Here is a 17575-nt window from a genome sequence, read left to right as displayed (position 1 = left end):
AGTTAGCTGCTCGACAGAGTAGTCACCGTTACTTAATCAGAGGTAATCGATGACGAACCTTGCTCAGAACAGAGAAAAGGACAAAATCAATCCCGTTGTGTTTTATACGTCTGCCGGACTGATTTTGTTGTTTTCCCTGACGACCATTTTTTTTAGTGATTTCTCCGCAGTCTGGATCGGCCGCACGCTGAACTGGGTCTCCAGAACGTTTGGCTGGTACTATCTGCTGGCCGCCACGCTCTATATCGTTTTTGTCATATTCATTGCCTGCTCGCGTTTCGGTTCCGTCAAGCTCGGGCCTGAGCAGTCAAAGCCGGAATTTAGTCTGCTAAGCTGGGCGGCAATGCTTTTCGCCGCCGGGATTGGCATCGACCTGATGTTCTTCTCGGTGGCGGAGCCTGTCACCCAATATATGCAGCCGCCGGAAGGCGCAGGGCAGACCATTGAAGCCGCCCGCCAGTCGATGGTCTGGACGCTGTTTCACTACGGCCTGACCGGTTGGTCGATGTATGCGTTAATGGGGATGGCGCTTGGCTACTTTAGCTATCGCTATAACCTGCCGCTGACCATTCGCTCAGCGCTCTATCCAATCTTCGGTAAGCGCATCAACGGGCCGATTGGGCATAGCGTGGATATTGCCGCGGTTATCGGCACCATCTTTGGTATCGCCACGACGCTGGGGATTGGTGTGGTGCAGCTCAATTACGGTCTGAGCGTGCTGTTTGATATCCCGGATTCAATGGCGGCCAAAGCGGCGCTGATTGTGCTGTCGGTGGTGATCGCCACGATCTCGGTGACTTCTGGCGTGGACAAAGGCATTCGGGTTCTGTCGGAGCTGAATGTGCTGCTGGCGCTGGGGTTGATCCTCTTTGTGCTGTTTATGGGGGACACCTCATTCCTGCTCAATGCGCTGGTGCTGAATGTGGGCGACTACGTTAACCGCTTTATGGGGATGACGTTGAACAGCTTTGCGTTCGACAGGCCGGTTGAGTGGATGAACAACTGGACGCTCTTTTTCTGGGCGTGGTGGGTTGCGTGGTCGCCGTTTGTCGGGCTGTTCCTGGCGCGTATTTCGCGTGGCCGCACCATTCGCCAGTTTGTCTTCGGTACGTTGATTATCCCGTTCACTTTCACCCTGCTGTGGCTGTCGGTGTTTGGCAATAGCGCGCTGTATGAAATCATTCATGGCGATGCCGGTTTTGCCGAGGAAGCGATGGCGCACCCTGAGCGCGGCTTTTATAGCCTGCTGGCGCAGTATCCGGCCTTCACCTTCAGCGCGTCTGTCGCCACAATCACCGGTCTGTTGTTCTACGTGACATCGGCGGACTCCGGTGCGCTGGTGCTGGGCAATTTCACCTCAAAACTGAAAGACATCAACAGCGATGCGCCAGCCTGGCTGCGTGTTTTCTGGTCGGTAGCGATTGGCCTGCTGACGCTGGGGATGCTGATGACCAACGGGATTTCAGCGCTGCAAAACACGACGGTAATCATGGGGCTGCCGTTTAGTTTTGTGATCTTCTTCATTATGGCAGGATTGTATAAATCATTGAAAGTTGAAGATTATCGTCGGGAAAGCGCCAGTCGTCATACCGCGCCGCGTCCGATAGGCGTACAGGACCGGCTGAGCTGGAAAAAACGACTGTCGCGCCTGATGAACTACCCGGGAACGCGCTATACCCGCGAAATGATGGAGAAGGTATGTTTTCCGGCAATGGAAGAGGTCGCCCATGAGCTACAACTGCGCGGCGCATCGGTGGAGCTGAAAAGTATGCCGCCGCAGGAAGGGGAAAACCTTGGTCATCTGGATCTGCGGGTTCATATGGGCGATGAGCGCAACTTTATCTATCAGATCTGGCCGCAGCAGTACGCAATCCCCGGCTTTACCTACCGGGCGCGTAGCGGCAAATCGAGCTATTACCGGCTGGAAACGTTCCTGCTGGAAGGAAGCCAGGGAAATGACCTGATGGACTACAGCAAAGAGCAGGTGATTACGGACATTCTCGATCAGTATGAACGTCATCTGAACTTTATTCATCTGGATCGTGAAGCGCCTGGCAACGGGGTGTTGTTCCCGGGAATGTAAGCGGATCTCACGTTTTCTGAAAATAGTTCCGTCAACCTTGAGGCTAACAACCCGAACACGACAATTCGGCTTGTTAGTCTCTTCTTCGCATGGAGGCGATATATGCTGACGAAATACGCTTTTATGGCAATGCTTGTGCTCCGCAGTCAGCAATGGCTGCGGGCAAATTCTACAGGGCGGACGCGCAGAGCGTAATGACCTGACCGTCGTACTCACGCCACGAAATATCCACTGTGCAATCAGCAAGCTGCGGCGAAAACGCCGACGTCATTTGCATGGTTAGATGTGTTTTCGTCACTGAAACGATCCTGGCGCTGGCAAAACCCGGTAACGTTGCCGCGCGATTGGAGAACGCTTTATAGACGCTCTCTTTGGCGGAAAACGCCAGGGTTAATGCGAGCGGATAAGGGAGGGAACTGCGCTGTAAAACGCGTTGTTCATCGTTATCGACGATACTGCTGGTGAGTTCTGCCGCCGTTTGAGGCGTGAAGATTGCTTCGATATCAACCCCTACCGGAGTGAGGGAGACGACTGCCAGCGCCGTGGCGGCGCTGTGGCTGATACTGCCGAACAGACCTTCCGGCCACAAGGGCTGCCGTTTATCGCCGATAGCGGGTACGGTTTTGTGCCCATATTCAGTCAGAGCATGAAACGCGGCGAGACGTCCCGCTAAATGTTCAGCCTGACGTTTTCGCCCGGCGGGAAGCAACTGCGCATGGTGCGGCAACCAGAGCAGATCGTGTTCGTGGAAGCTATCGATATCGAACCCGATAAGATGAAGTTTGTGGCGGGAAAAAGAGAGGGGGGTGTAAATGGTTCGCATGGTTTCTCATAAAAACCCTCTCCCCGTTCAGGGAGAGGGCGGTCGTTATCAGAAGCGCGTGTTAACGCCCATGTACCATGTACGACCCGGTTCGTTGTAGGTGTAAGCACCTGCACCGTACATATAAGCGCCGGTCGCGTCGTTACCCGTGGTCTGGGCATTCCCCGCACGCCATTGACGCTTGTCGAAGACGTTATCCACGCCGCCGGTCAGGCTGACGTTTTTGGTTACGTCCCAGGTCGCGCTCAGGCCGACAATGCTGTACGGGCTGACTTCATCTTTCTCAGAGCCGGTAGCAGGCTGGCCCTTATAGTTGTATTTCTTCGGCTGCTGCTTGCCGTACCAGGTGAAGGTTGACTGCACTGACACATCCTGATGTACCTGCCAGCTCAGGGTTGAGTTCAGCGTGTACTCCGGGATGATCGACAGACGATCGCCGGTTGTTTTGTTCTTGCTCTGTAGCATGTAGGTAATGTTGTTGGTCCAGTTTATCGCATCGCTGACCGGAATATTCAACGATCCTTCCAGACCTTCTACTACGGCCTTCGGCACGTTTTCCCACTGGTAGATATCGGTTTGCACTTTACCTGAAGAGGTATGGCCGACTGGCGCATAGCCCGCTTCAATCTTATCGCGGTAGTCGTTACGGAACCAGGTCACACCGGCCTGCCAGCCGTCGTGTTTCCACTCAAGACCAATCTCTTTGTTGACGCTGGTTTCCGCTTTCAGGTCATCGTTACCCATCATGTAGCAACCGACGCCATCGGAGCTTGCATAGCAACCCTGGCCTTTGCTGTACAGCAGGTAGTTCGGGTTGGTCTGATAGAGGCTCGGTGCTTTATAGGCACGGGCGATACCCATCTTCAGGGTGAAATCATCGCCCAGCGCCTGCGACAGGTTCAGGGACGGGCTCCAGTTGTTGCCGACGATAGTGTGGTGATCAAAGCGCAGCGCCGGGGTCAGCATGGTGCTGTCAGTTATCTCCATGTTGTTCTCGGCAAACAGGGAGAAGATTTCTGCGGATGAGTACGGACTGCGGTCGTCGCTCATGCCTGGGATGGCTCCGCCCTGTTGAGCCTGAGTATTCGAGGCGGAATCCTTCATACGCTGCTGGTTCCACTCAGTACCCAGCGTCAGGTTTTGATTAACGATGAAATCAAGCGGCAGGTTAATTTCACTGTGCAACATCACGTCGGCCAGGTCGGTGTCGGTGAATTCGTCGCTGTTGAACAACCCTTCGAGACCGCCCGCCAGCCCTTCGCCCAGACGCGAGTTGCGGGTGTGTTCGTACTGTGCCCAGTTGCTGGTGGTGATACCGTTATCCCAGCCGCCGTTCCAGGTCACTGCGAAGTTCTGGCGATAAATACGGTTAGTCTCTTTACCGTAGTTTTTCTTCACCAGAGCATTGTCGTTATTGGTGTTTTGGGTGTCACCCGCGTAAAGGTTGTTCTGGCGGCTGTAGCCTGCTTCAAACTCCAGCGCCTGCATCGGTGCGAAATCCCAACGTACGACACCATTAATATCTTTGTTTTCAACCCCTTCACGACCTGCTGGCAGGGTGTTGGCGTAGGCGCCGGTACGCTCAGACTGGTGGCCCTGGTTGATGTCCCAGGCGTCGGCCTGAGTTTTATCCAGGTTGCCGTACATGCGGAAGCTGAATTCGCCGCCCAGCGGGCCGCTCAGGCTAAAGTTGGTGCGCTTGGTGGAACCTTCGTCTTTGTGTTCCGGCGCATTCAGATAGGTGTTCCACGAACCGTGCCACTGATCGTCGAATTTTTTGGTGATGATGTTTACCACGCCGCCCGCTGCGCCGTTGCCGTAACGTGCCGCCGCAGGGCCACGAATCACATCAATGCGTTCGATCATCTCTGGCGGCACCCAACCGGTATCGCCACGGGTGTCACGCTCACCGCGCCAGCCCAGACGGATGGAGTTACGGCTGGTCACCGGTTTGCCGTCGATCAGAATCAGGGTGTTTTCCGGGCCCATGCCGCGAATGTCGATCTGGCGGTTGTTGCCGCGCTGGCCGCTGGTTGAGTTACCGGTCAGGTTCACGCCCGGCATGGTGCGGATGATTTCGGCAACGTCGCGAGCGGGAGGATTTTTACGGATTTCGTCGGCGGTGATGGTCGATACGCCCGGTGCCTGGAGGTTCTGCTGGGCGGCGGTGACCACGATGGTGTCTTCATGAAGCGCTGCGCTATCAGTGGTCTCCTCCGCCATAACAGGCAGTGCGACCCCATAAATTCCCAGATTGACCAGTAAGGCCAGGGAATGAATCTTATTGTTCATTGTGTTTCCTGCTTATCTTTATTTAGCCACATGCGCCAAACTCTCGTGGTGAGGTGTTTAGCCTGATGTCGCCCACATCTGCGAAAGCCATACATTCCAGAAAAAGCACGCAGTGCAGGTTTCAGGTTGTGTTTCTCATTTGAACGTGGCGTCAATGCACGAATGAGAGACCCAGCCTGGGTGGTGAAATAATGTTCGCGCTTCCCACGGCGCGACAATACGCTATTGCAAATGAAAATAGTTATCAATAATATTATCAATATATTTCATCATTAAATAAAAAATTACACAATAAACATGGGGTTATGACGGTGACGGCGTTAACGACAGGAAGTAAGACCTGGTGGCAGTCAAAACATGGTCCCGAATGGGAGCGTGAAACAGACGAAAAATATCGGGTGACTTTCTGGTGGCGCGATCCGCAGGGGACGGAAAGCCGCTCTTCAATTCGCCGCGTATGGGTCTACATTACAGGCGTCACCGACCATCACCAGAATGCGGTTCCGCAATCCATGCAGCGTATTGCGGGCACGGATGTCTGGCGATGGAGCACGACATTAAGCGCCGACTGGCGTGGTAGTTACTGTTTCATCCCTTCTGAACGCGATGATATTTTTGCTTCTCTGGCAGTAGATGAAACGCCTGACAGAACCACGCTGCGTGAAGGCTGGCGTCAGTTATTGCCGCAGGCGATTGCCGATCCTCTTAACCCGGTGAGCTGGAAGGGGGGGCGGGGCCATGCGGTTTCCGCGCTGGAAATGCCTGGCGCGCCAGCACAACCCGGCTGGGATAAGCCTGAAAATCCGTCAGCTCCCCCGGTATGTTTGCAATGGCGCAGCGAGCGGCTGGGCAATACGCGTCGCGTGTGGGTGTTCACGACCGGCGACGCCCGACCTGAACGTCCGCTAGCGATTCTGCTCGACGGGCAGTTTTGGGCGGAAAGCATGCCCGTCTGGCCCGCGCTCACCTCACTGACCCGGCGGCGTCAGCTCCCTCCTGCGGTCTACCTGCTGATTGATGCCATTGATACCCCCCACCGTAGCCGTGAACTGCCCTGCAATGCCGATTTCTGGCTGGCGGTACAACAAGAACTCCTGCCGCTGGTGAAAACCGTTGCGCCATTCAGCGATTGTGCAAAAAGGACGGTCGTCGCCGGGCAGAGTTTTGGCGGGCTCTCCTCGCTGTATGCCGGTCTGAACTGGCCTGAGCGCTTTGGCTGCGTACTGAGCCAGTCTGGATCGTTCTGGTGGCCGCAGCGCGGCGCAGATCGGGAAGGCGAGATTATTGAACAACTGAAGGCGGGCACATTGACCGCCAGAGGATTGCGCATCGTGCTGGAGGCCGGTATCAGAGAGCCGCTTATTTTCCGGGCGAATCAGGCGCTTTACAGCCAACTACACACTACGCAGCAGTCGGTTTTCTGGCGTCAGGTTGACGGCGGACATGATGCGCTTTGCTGGCGTGGCGGATTAATGCAGGGGTTGATGACCCTCTGGCAACCGTTAACCGACACGCTGTAGCTGGCGATTTTCCACGACAGGAGTTGAGTATGGAATTCAGTAATCCCTTCGATAACCCGCAGGGACAATTTTACATTCTGCAAAACCCGCAGCGTCAATTTAGCCTCTGGCCACAGCAGTGTTCTCTCCCTGCTGGCTGGCAGGTGGTGTGCGAACCGCAATCGCAGGCGCTTTGCCAGCAGTGGCTGGATGCACACTGGACCACGCTAACTCCCGCCCATTACGCCGCTGCGCAGGAGGCTCAATGACTACGCGTTTACCGTTAGTGGCCGCCCAGCCAGGGATCTGGATGGCGGAAAAACTCTCTACGCTGCCTTCCGCCTGGAGCGTGGCGCACTATGTGGAATTACACGGCACGCTGAATGCCCCTCTGCTGGCGCAGGCGGTTGTAACCGGTATGGCGCAAGCGGATACCCTCCGTATGCGATTTACTGAAGATAACGGCGAGGTCTGGCAGTGGGTGGACCCGGCATTCACGTTTGCACAACCTGAGCTTATCGATCTGCGTGACGAGCCCGATCCGCATGCGGCGGCGCTGGCGCGGATGCAGGCCGATCTGCGACAAAATTTACGCGTTGATGGCGGCAAACCGCTGGCGTTCCACCAGTTGATTCAGGTCGATGATACCCGTTGGTACTGGTATCAGCGTTATCACCATCTACTGGTGGATGGCTTCAGTTTCCCGGCGATAACCCGTCAGATCGCGGCGATTTACCGCGCCTGGCAGTGTAACGCCCCGACGCCCGACTCGCCGTTTACGCCATTTGCTGACGTGGTGGAGGAGTATCAGCGTTACCGTGAGAGCGAGGCTTATCAACGCGATGGCGCCTTCTGGGCGGAGCAGCGTCGCCAGTTGCCGCCTCCCGCTTCGCTGTCGGCTGCGCCGCTTCCCGGGCGGGCGGCCAGCGCCGATATTTTGCGTATGAAACTGGATATGCCCGACGGTGTTTTCCGTCAGCTGGCGGCACGTATGTCTGATATTCAGCGTGCGGATTTAGCGCTGGCGCTGGTGGCGCTATGGCTGGGCCGCCTGTGCGGCCGGATGGACTATGCTGCCGGATTTATATTCATGCGGCGTATGGGATCGGCGGCGTTAACGGCGACCGGCCCGGTACTGAACGTCCTGCCGTTAGGGGTGAGCATTAATGCGGCGGAAACGCTGCCGGAACTGGCGACGCGTCTTGCCGGGCAGATGAAAAAAATGCGTCGCCATCAGCGTTATGACGCCGAACAGATCGTTCGCGACAGCGGCCGCGCGGCGGGTGAAGAGCCGCTGTTTGGCCCGGTACTGAACGTGAAGGTCTTTGATTATCAACTGGATATTCCCGGTGTACAGGCGCAAACCCATACGCTGGCGACCGGCCCGGTTAACGATCTTGAACTGGCGCTGTTCCCGGATGAAGAGGGCGGCCTGAGCATTGAAATCTTAGCCAACAAACAGCGCTATGATGAGGCGACGTTATCCTGCCATGCGTCGCGGCTGACGGCGCTGATACGCCAGTTTGCGGACAATCCGGCGCTGCGCTGCGGCGATGCCGAAATGCTCCTGCCTGCCGAATATGCGCAACTGGCGCAGATTAATGATACGGCGGTAAGCATACCGCTCACGACGCTCAGCGCGCTGGTTGACGAACAGACACGCAAAACGCCGGACGCGCCCGCGCTGGCTGATGCGCGCCATCAGCTCAGTTATCAGGAGATGCGCGAGCAGGTGATCGCCCTGGCGCACCTGCTGCGTGAACGTGGCGTTAAACCGGGCGACAGCGTCGCGGTAGCGTTGCCGCGCTCGGTTTTCCTGACGCTGGCGCTGCACGGTATTGTGGAAGCCGGAGCCGCCTGGCTGCCGTTAGATACGGGGTATCCCGACGATCGTCTGCGAATGATGCTCGAAGACGCGCAGCCGAAATTACTGATCACAACCGCAGAACAGCTGCCGCGATTTAACGATATCCCCGGCGTAGAAAGCCTGTGCTACAACGCGCTGCTGCCGACGAGCGGCGCTGAATCGCTGGCGTTGTCGTTGCCGCACCATACGGCATACATCATCTTTACATCCGGTTCGACCGGCAGACCGAAAGGGGTAATGGTCGGGCAAACCGCGATCGTGAATCGCCTGCTGTGGATGCAGGATCACTATCCGTTAACGGCAGAGGATGTGGTCGCACAAAAAACGCCGTGCAGTTTCGATGTTTCGGTGTGGGAGTTCTTCTGGCCGTTTATTGCCGGGGCGAAGCTGGTGATGGCGGAGCCGGACGCGCACCGCGATCCGATTGCCATGCAGCATTTCTTTGCGAAGTATGGTGTGACCACCACCCATTTTGTCCCGTCAATGCTGGCGGCGTTCGTCGCCTCGCTCACCCCTGAATCCGCTCATGAAAGCTGCGCTACGCTACAGCGCGTATTTTGTAGCGGCGAGGCGCTGCCCACCGGGCTGTGCCGCGAGTGGGAACAGTTGACCGGCGCGCCGCTGCACAATCTGTACGGGCCGACGGAAGCGGCGGTGGATGTCAGTTGGTATCCCGCCTGCGGCAAAGAACTGGCGGATGTCACCGGAAACAGCGTGCCGATTGGCTATCCGGTCTGGAATACCGGGCTGCGCATTCTTGATGCGATGATGCGCCCGGTGCCGCCGGGCACCGCGGGTGATTTATACCTGACCGGCATCCAGTTGGCGCAGGGGTATCTGGGGCGCCCGGATCTGACGGCGAGTCGCTTTATTGCCGATCCGTTTATGCCGGGCGAACGCATGTATCGCACCGGAGACGTGGCGCGCTGGCTGGAAAATGGCGCGGTAGAGTACCTTGGCCGCAGCGACGATCAGCTAAAAATTCGTGGTCAGCGCATTGAACTGGGCGAGATTGATCGGGTTATGCAAACGCTGCCGGACGTCGAGCACGCCGTGGCTCACGCCTGCGTGTTTAACCTGGCGGCCGCGACAGGAGGCGATGCCCGCCAACTGGTAGGCTATCTGGTGTCACAATCCGGCTTACCGCTGGATATTCCGGCGCTTCAGGAACGGTTACGCGAGACATTACCGCCGCATATGGTGCCTGTGGTTCTGCTACAGCTTGCGGAACTGCCGCTCAGCGCAAACGGGAAACTGGATCGTAAAGCGCTGCCGATGCCGCAACTGACGCAACGTACGCCGGGGCGCGCGCCATTACCAGGGACGGAAAAAACGGTGGCTGACGCCTTTGCCGGCCTGCTGGGTTGCGAGGTCAATGATGTGGAGGCCGACTTCTTTGCGCTGGGCGGGCATTCGTTACTGGCGATGAAACTCGCCGCGCAGTTGAGTCGCGCGTCCGGGCGTCAGGTGACGCCGGGGCAGGTGATGGTGGCGTCAACCGTTGGTCAGCTTAGCGCGTTGCTGGATTCCGCCGATGACGAGCAATCTCAGCGTCTGGGCTTTGAAACGCTCCTGCCGCTGCGTGAAAGCAGTGGACCAACGTTATTCTGCTTCCATCCGGCGTCCGGTTTTGCCTGGCAGTTTAGCGTGCTGGCTCGTTATCTCAGCCCACACTGGTCAATTACGGGGATTCAGTCGCCAAGGCTTGATGGACCGATGCAAACGGCCACGAATCTGGATGAGGTGTGCGAGCGTCATCTGGAAACGCTGCTGGCGCAGCAGCCGCACGGGCCTTACTACCTGCTGGGGTATTCGCTGGGCGGAACGCTGGCCCAGGGCATTGCGGCGCGCTTGCGTGCGCGTGGCGAAACGGTTGCCTTCCTCGGGCTGCTGGATACCTGGCCGCCGGAAACGCAAAACTGGCAGGAAAAAGAGGCCAATGGTCTGGACCCTGAAGTGTTAGCGGAGATCGCGCGTGAACGCGAAGCGTTCCTTGCTGCGCAACAGGGAAATGCCTCCGGGGAGTTATTCAGCACCATCGAAGGAAACTACGCCGATGCCGTGCGGCTTCTGACAACCGCGCATAGCGTACCGTTCGATGGACGCGCAACGCTGTTTGTCGCGGAGCGCACCCTGCCGGAAGGAATAAGTCCTGAACGCAGCTGGGCGCCGTGGATGGCAGAACTGGATATCTACCGCCAGGATTGCGCCCACGTCGATATTATTTCACCTGCCGCGTTTGAGAATATCGGGCCGATTATTCGCGCATTGCTCGACCAGTAAGCGAAGCGTTCTGACGCCTTTAAAAATTTAATTCTACTGATGCCCATAATAGCTACCAATTATTATGGGCTTTTTATTTGTCTTCAGCATTGATTTAACATAAGTGAAACATAATCAGACGGTTAGTGAAATTCCGAAAGTTGCATGCTACCTGTGGGAACAGGCAAAGATCGTTTCGGATAATTCTGAGATGCTGTTAGAATATTAGAAAGGATGTTTTTATTCATTGGACTCAATGTCAGGTTACACAACATGTCATCACTCAATGTTAAGCAGGAAAAAGATTCGGAATTTACTGGCTATCCGTTAGCGCCGTCAAACAGTAATGAAATTGATTTGTTAAGCCTTGTTGATGTTTTATGGCGGGCGAAAAATCGCATTATTGCGACTGTTTTTGCGTTTGCGCTGGCAGGTATTCTGCTGTCCTTTATTCTGCCGCAGAAATGGACCAGTCGGGCGATTGTCACCCCGGCAGAGGCCGTACAGTGGCAGGCGCTGGAAAAAACGCTGACCACATTGCGTGTGCTGAACCTCGACATTAATTTGCAGCGAGACGCCGTCTTTACGCTTTTCATTAAGAAGTTCAGCTCAACATCGCTGCTGGATGAATATCTTCGCGCCTCCCCGTATGTGATGGATCAATTAAAAGGGGCGGATATTGATGAAATGGAACTGCATCGGGCGATTGTTGCGCTCAGTGAAAAGATGAACGCGGTGGATACCAACGCCGGTAAGAAAAACGAGACGTCGTTATTTACCTCGTGGACATTGAGTTTTACTGCGCCAACGAAAGAAGAGGCGCAGAAGGTGCTGACCGGCTATATCCAGTATGTGTCGGACATCGTCGTGAAAGAGACGCTGGAGAATATTCGTAACCAGCTGGACACCAGAACGCATTTCGAGAAAGAAAAACTGGCGATGGACCGGGTGAGATTGCGCAACCAGCTTGATGCGAACATTCAGCGACTCAATTATTCCCTGGAGATTGCCAACGCCGCCGGGATTAAGAAGCCGGTCTACAGTAATGGTCAGGCGGTAAAAGACGACCCGGATTTCTCTATTTCTCTGGGCGCCGACGGTATTGCGCAAAAATTGCAAATTGAAAAGTCCGTCACGGACGTTGCGGAAATTAACGCTGAAATACGCAACCGTCAGTATTACGTAGAGCAACTGACCGCGATGAATATCAATGATGTGAAATTTATGCCGTTTAAATATCAGCTATCGCCTTCGCTGCCAGTGAAAAAAGACGGCCCGGGCAAAGCGTTGATCGTGATTCTGGCTGCGTTGCTGGGCGGTATGATCGCGTGCGGCGGTGTTCTGCTGCGTCATGCCATGCTGTCCCGTAAACTGGATGATGCGATTCAACTGGAAGAACGGTTAGTCTAAGCGCCATCCGGCAAATCGCCCGGTGGCGCTGTCGCTGACCGGGCCTGCATGGTTAACCCTCCGCCATTGAGATTACTTCGGGCGACCCAGCGGCACAACCAGCGGCGTTCCGGCGATCGGATCGTCGATGATCGTGCAACGTAATCCATAAATTTTCTCAATAAGATCCGCTGTCACAATCTCCTTTGGCGCTCCCTCTGCGACGATCTTGCCTTCACGTAACGCGATTAAATGCGTGGCGTACCGGCAGGCCTGGTTAAGGTCGTGCAGAACCGCAGCGAGGGTGTAACCTTTCTCGCGATTCAGCTCGCTCAACAGCTCCAGCAGATCGATCTGGTGGCTGATATCCAGCCAGGTCGTCGGTTCATCCAGCAACATGATGGACGTTTCCTGCGCCAGCACCATGGCTATCCATGCTCGCTGCCGCTGCCCGCCGGAAAGCGTGTCCACGCTTTGCGTCGCCAGGTGGGTAATCCCCGTGGCGCGCATCGCACCGGCGACGGCGTCTTCGTCTTCTTTGCGCCAGCGGGTAAACAAAGGCTGATGCGGATAGCGGCCCCGGGCAACCAGCTCCTGTACGGTGATATCGCCCGGCGTGGTGGCGTTTTGCGCCAGCAGGCCGATTCGTCGCGCCACCTCTTTACTGGCGTAGTGCTGAATATGCTCGCCGTCGAGCCAGACGTGGCCATGTACGGGCGACATCAGACGGCTTAGCGTACGCAATAATGTTGATTTGCCGCAGCCATTCGGCCCAATAATGGCAGTGAAGTGACCATCCGGGATAGAAACATTCAGATTCTCCGCGACGGTATACTTGCCATAACCCAGCGTTAACTGGTCGCCACGCAAACGGGCTACTGATTCGGTCATTTTTTGCGGGACTCCTGAATTAACAAGACGATAAGGTAAATACCGCCGAGGCTTACGGTGACGACGCCTACCGGAAGCTGGTAAGGCATAAACAGTTGTTGGGCGCACAGGTCGGCGGCCAGCAGCAATAGCGCGCCGCACAATGCGGACTGGGTTAACCCCCAGCGTGCCGTGCCGCTAAGGCGCCGCGCGATGTGCGGCGCAACCAGCGCAATGAAAGAGATCGGGCCTGCGAGCGCCGTCGCGGCGGCGGTCAGCACCACGGCGACCAGCATCATCATTAACCGGGAACGTTCAACGCTGACGCCAAGCGCGCAGGCGCTGTCATCGCCCATTTCCAGCAAGCGCAGACGGCGTACCAGCAATGCGGCACACGCCAGCATCAGAACGATCAGCGGTGCCGAGGGCCACGTTTTGGCCCAGGTCAGTCCGTTGAGCGACCCGGCGTTCCACAATCCGGCGGAGAGGGCCGTTTCTAACGACGCCTGCAACAGCAGCCAGGTGTTGAACGCCACCAGCATGGCGCGCACGCCGATGCCGATAATAATTAGCCGGAAGGTCTCAATGCCGTTGCGCCAGGCAAGCAGCCAGACGATCAGCGAGGTGAGAATCCCGCCAGCCATTGCCGCCATCGCGATCGCCGTCAGGTTCTGGCCAAACAGCACCATTGCCACCAGCACGCCGCTCCAGGCCCCGGTGTTAAAACCCATTACGTCCGGGCTACCCAGCGGGTTGCGCATCAACGACTGAAAAATCGCGCCGCTGACGCCCAACGCGGCGCCAATCAGCAGCGCCATCAGCACGCGAGGCAGACGCCATTCGGTCACCACCAGGGTAATGCTGCGCGGGGCGTCTCCCAGCAACGCATTGATGATTTGCGAGACTTCCAGCGTAACGGCGCCGCTGCGCAGGCTCCACAAGCCGACAGCGATACAGCCGAGCACCAGCAACAGACAGCTTATGATCAGGCGGCGGGAAAGGTGCATCATACGGCACCTCCGCGCTGCTTGCGCCGCACGAGGAAAATAAGCACTGGCGCGCCGAGAAAGGCGCTGACAACCGAAACGCGCAATTCACCGGGAACGATGAGTCGCCCGATAATATCGGCAAACAGCAGCAGGGTCGGGGTCGCCAGCAACGTGACCGGCAGCGACCAGCGGTGATCCGCCCCCACCAGCCAGCGGGCCATGTGCGGCATCATCAGACCGATAAACGCGATGGGGCCAACAACCGCCGTCGCGCTGCCGCATAACACGGTAATCACCAGCAGGCCGATGAGCTGGGTACGCGCCACTTTGCTGCCCAGCGCGGTGGCAGTATCGCTACCGAGACTCAGGCTGTTCAGCGCGCGGCTGAGAAACAACGCGGTAGCACCGGCAATCAGCACCGGTACGACAATAACCTTGAGCGTTTGCAGACTGCGAATGTCCAGCGAGCCGGCCTGCCAGAAACGGAGCTGATCGTACACATCCGGGTTCAGCAACGCGATACCGTTGGAAAGCCCCTCCAGCACTGCGCCGAGCGCGACACCCGCCAGCGTGAGGCGAACCGGGCTTAACTGCCCGGCGCCTTGGCTGCCGGTAAAGGCGACAATCAGCGAGGCGACCAGCGCCCCGGCAAATGCCATCAGCAACTGTTCCTGCGGAGAGGAAAAACCAAACAGCGCCGCGCCGAGTACGATCGCGAAACTGGCGCCGGAATTGACGCCGAGAATGCCCGGGTCGGCAAGCGGGTTGCGGGTGAGCGTTTGCATTAACGCCCCGGCGAGCCCCAGTGCGCCGCCAGCCAACAGGCCAGCCAGCGTGCGCGGCAATCGCGCGTCCAGCACGATGGTGCAGTCAGCGCTTTGGCAGGTGCCGGTAATTGCTTCAAGTACGACGGACGCAGGCAGTGATTTTGCGCCGATAGCCAGACTTAATGCCGTGGCGAGAATAAGTAATAACAACAAGCCGGGCACGGCGATGGCGCGTGCCACGGAAACAGAGCATGACATATCAACTTCCCTGATAATGATAGTAATTATCGTTATCGATCTTATTCGGTTATGTTAGCATGTGCAGCCATTGAATGGATATTTAAAAAAAGTTCGCATTAAGGCGTTGTAATGAATCGACAATCCTGGCTGCTGAATCTCAGCCTGTTGAAGACGCACCCTGCATTTCGCGCTGTCTTCCTCGCCCGTTTTATCTCTATTGTCTCGCTGGGTCTGCTGGGCGTAGCGGTGCCGGTACAGATCCAGATGATGACCCACTCGACGTGGCAGGTTGGTCTGTCGGTGACGCTGACCGGTAGCGCGATGTTTGTTGGCCTGATGGTCGGCGGCGTGCTGGCGGATCGTTATGAACGTAAAAAGGTGATCCTGCTGGCGCGCGGCACCTGCGGTATTGGCTTTATTGGCCTGTGTCTGAACGCGCTGTTGCCGGAACCTTCGCTGCTGGCAATCTATCTGCTCGGTCTGTGGGATGGCTTTTTTGCCTCGCTGGGGGTTACGGCGCTACTGGCGGCGACGCCTGCGCTGGTAGGGCGAGAAAACCTTATGCAGGCCGGGGCGATTACGATGCTGACGGTGCGTCTGGGATCGGTGATTTCACCGATGCTGGGCGGCGTATTGCTGGCTACCGGCGGCGTGGCCTGGAACTACGGTCTGGCGGCGGCAGGAACATTTATCACACTGCTGCCGTTGCTGAGCCTTCCGGCGCTCCCGCCGCCGCCGCAACCGCGTGAGCATCCGTTGAAATCGCTGTTGGCGGCGTTCCGTTTCTTGCTCTCCAGTCCGCTCATTGGCGGCATTGCGTTGCTTGGCGGACTTTTGACGATGGCAAGCGCGGTGCGAGTGCTTTATCCGGCGCTGGCGATTAACTGGCATATGTCCGCCGCGCAAATCGGTTTACTTTATGCTGCTATCCCGCTGGGGGCGGCTGTTGGCGCGTTAACCAGCGGGCAACTGGCGCACAGCGTTCGCCCTGGACTGTTGATGCTGGTTTCCACCGTAGGGTCGTTCCTGGCGATTGGGTTGTTTGGTCTGATGCCTGTCTGGCTGCTCGGGGTGATCTGTCTGGCGCTGTTTGGCTGGCTCAGCGCGATTAGCTCGTTACTGCAATACACCCTGTTGCAGACGCAAACGCCGGAAGCCATGCTCGGGCGAATCAACGGCCTGTGGACGGCGCAAAACGTGACCGGTGACGCCATCGGCGCAGCGCTGTTGGGCGGGCTGGGCGCCATGATGACGCCGGTTGCGTCAGCGAGCGTGAGCGGGTTTGGGTTGGTGATCGTTGGGTTGTTGTTAATGCTGCTGCTGGGCGAGTTGCGTCGTTTTCGCCAGCCGCCGCCGGTGCCAGATGGTGCACCGCTTTAAAATGCAGGCCGGACAGGGCATTGGCCGCTATCCGGCAAGTAAGTTAAAACAGCGCGGCGAGACGGTTAAGCAGTAACGTTGCGCTGTAGTAGTCCAGACGGAACGTTTCGGTGCCCAGCGCATAAACGCGCTTGTTTTGCACGGCAGGCAGGTGAGCAAGCAGTGGGTTGGCGTAAATAGCGTCGGCATCTTTGCTGTCACCGGCAAACAGGAACAGCGCTTCGCCGTTCAGACCTGCCGCCAGGTTTTCCCCGCCAAGCTGGATGATGTCATGACGTTTGCCCTGGCTTTTACTGGTTTGCAGTCCGGCAGGGAGGGGCGCCAGCGTAAAGCCTAACTGCTCCATCAGCTTGCCCTGGGCTGAATCCTGCGTCCACAGGTTGGCGCTGTGTGCGGCAGCGGTGTAGACCAGCGCGCTGACCGGTTGCGGCGGTAATGTGAGCTGTTGTTTAACGGTCGCCAGTTGTTTATCAAATTCCGCGATGCGCGCAGCGGCCTGTTTTTCCTGGCCGGTGATCTCGCCCAGTTGCGTCAGCAGAGACTGCCAGCTTTTATCGTCGTAATTGATGATAAGCGTAGGGGCAATAGTAGAAAGCTGATCGTACAGCGCCAGCGCAGAGTCGCCACCGGTTGCGCTAATCAGAATAAGGTCCGGCATTTGTGCGGCAACGGCTTCAGCGCTTGGTTCGCCGATGTACAGGCGCGCCAGCTTGCGCGCTTTCGCAACGTCGCTCCATTGACGCAGAAATCCCCGATCGTCGGCAAAGCGGTTGTTAGGGGTGGTCGCTCCGCTGGCGACAACGGGAGCATCAATCGCCAGCAGCGAGCCCGTCAGGGTCACGCTGGTAGAGACGATACGTTCAGGTTTATGGTCCAGCGTATGCGTGCCGCGGCTGTCGGTGATCTGGCGCGGCCAGTCAGCGGCATGACCTAAAGAAATTCCTGAAATGAAAAGCCCAACCAGTATCAGGGATGTTCTGCAAAGCAGGGGAAGTCTCACGAATCAGCGTCCTGTTATTAATGGAGTTAATGCTTCTCATTTTCATTGTTAGCGGGAAGGGATGCAAGTCTAAGTCGCACATTGTGCTACCCCAAGAGTTGACATGCTGTCTGT

The 17575-nt window shown here is 57.1% G+C and carries 12 protein-coding genes; 6 read left to right on the top strand and 6 right to left on the bottom strand.

The window, feature by feature from the left end; all coding sequences use genetic code 11:
* Window positions 1-49: 49 nt before the first annotated feature.
* Window positions 50-2083 (top strand): choline transporter, encoded by a 2034-nt coding sequence (locus OGV83_RS01865; protein ID WP_286463066.1) that lies wholly within the window; start codon window positions 50-52, stop codon window positions 2081-2083.
* 169 nt (window positions 2084-2252) lie between these two features.
* Here OGV83_RS01865 and entD read toward each other — a convergent pair whose 3' ends face one another.
* A complete protein-coding gene (entD, locus tag OGV83_RS01860) occupies window positions 2253-2906 on the bottom strand; it encodes an enterobactin synthase subunit EntD (protein ID WP_286463065.1) in 654 nt (217 codons plus the stop codon).
* 48 nt (window positions 2907-2954) lie between these two features.
* Window positions 2955-5198 (bottom strand): TonB-dependent siderophore receptor, encoded by a 2244-nt coding sequence (locus OGV83_RS01855; RefSeq protein ID WP_012133407.1) that lies wholly within the window; start codon window positions 5196-5198, stop codon window positions 2955-2957.
* Window positions 5199-5503: 305 nt separating this feature from the next.
* Here OGV83_RS01855 and fes point away from each other — a divergent pair, with 305 nt between their 5' ends.
* From fes to wzz(fepE), 4 genes are all read left to right on the top strand, one after another.
* A complete protein-coding gene (gene fes / locus OGV83_RS01850) occupies window positions 5504-6718 on the top strand; it encodes an enterochelin esterase (protein ID WP_286463063.1) in 1215 nt (404 codons plus the stop codon).
* A gap of 29 nt (window positions 6719-6747) precedes the next feature.
* A complete protein-coding gene (locus tag OGV83_RS01845) occupies window positions 6748-6966 on the top strand; it encodes an MbtH family protein (protein ID WP_058668745.1) in 219 nt (72 codons plus the stop codon).
* Entirely contained in the window at window positions 6963-10847 is a 3885-nt protein-coding gene (entF, locus tag OGV83_RS01840) for an enterobactin non-ribosomal peptide synthetase EntF (RefSeq protein ID WP_286463062.1), read from the top strand. The genes OGV83_RS01845 and entF overlap by 4 nt, the downstream gene beginning before the upstream one ends.
* 252 nt (window positions 10848-11099) lie before the next feature.
* Window positions 11100-12236 carry an LPS O-antigen length regulator Wzz(fepE) gene (wzz(fepE), locus tag OGV83_RS01835; protein ID WP_115181862.1) on the top strand — a complete coding sequence of 379 codons (1137 nt, stop codon included), beginning with the start codon at window positions 11100-11102 and terminating at the stop codon, window positions 12234-12236.
* A gap of 72 nt (window positions 12237-12308) precedes the next feature.
* Here the strand turns inward: wzz(fepE) and fepC are convergent, their stop codons facing one another.
* From fepC to fepD, 3 genes are read right to left on the bottom strand one after another with little or no spacing between them, the layout of a single operon-like run.
* Complete coding sequence (gene fepC, locus OGV83_RS01830) at window positions 12309-13106, bottom strand: iron-enterobactin ABC transporter ATP-binding protein (protein WP_047458235.1); 798 nt, start codon at window positions 13104-13106, stop codon at window positions 12309-12311.
* Window positions 13103-14095: an iron-enterobactin ABC transporter permease gene (gene fepG, locus OGV83_RS01825; protein WP_012133400.1), complete on the bottom strand. Its 993-nt coding sequence runs from the start codon at window positions 14093-14095 to the stop codon at window positions 13103-13105. The genes fepC and fepG overlap by 4 nt, the downstream gene beginning before the upstream one ends.
* Window positions 14092-15099: a Fe(3+)-siderophore ABC transporter permease gene (fepD, locus tag OGV83_RS01820; protein ID WP_012133399.1), complete on the bottom strand. Its 1008-nt coding sequence runs from the start codon at window positions 15097-15099 to the stop codon at window positions 14092-14094. Before fepD ends, fepG begins: the two co-directional genes overlap by 4 nt.
* A 111-nt stretch (window positions 15100-15210) precedes the next feature.
* Between fepD and entS the strand changes: the two genes are divergently transcribed.
* Window positions 15211-16461, top strand: a complete 1251-nt coding sequence (gene entS / locus OGV83_RS01815; protein ID WP_104868940.1) for an enterobactin transporter EntS — start codon at window positions 15211-15213, stop codon at window positions 16459-16461.
* 43 nt (window positions 16462-16504) lie between these two features.
* Here entS and fepB read toward each other — a convergent pair whose 3' ends face one another.
* Entirely contained in the window at window positions 16505-17461 is a 957-nt protein-coding gene (gene fepB / locus OGV83_RS01810) for a Fe2+-enterobactin ABC transporter substrate-binding protein (RefSeq protein WP_110494549.1), read from the bottom strand.
* Window positions 17462-17575: the final 114 nt, after the last annotated feature.

It is taken from the genome of Citrobacter sp. CK189, from assembly GCF_030333505.1.
Classification (GTDB): Bacteria; Pseudomonadota; Gammaproteobacteria; order Enterobacterales; family Enterobacteriaceae; genus Citrobacter_B; species Citrobacter_B koseri.
Note: the sequence above shows the minus strand (reverse complement) of the source record. Positions and strands in the feature narration are given on the sequence as shown.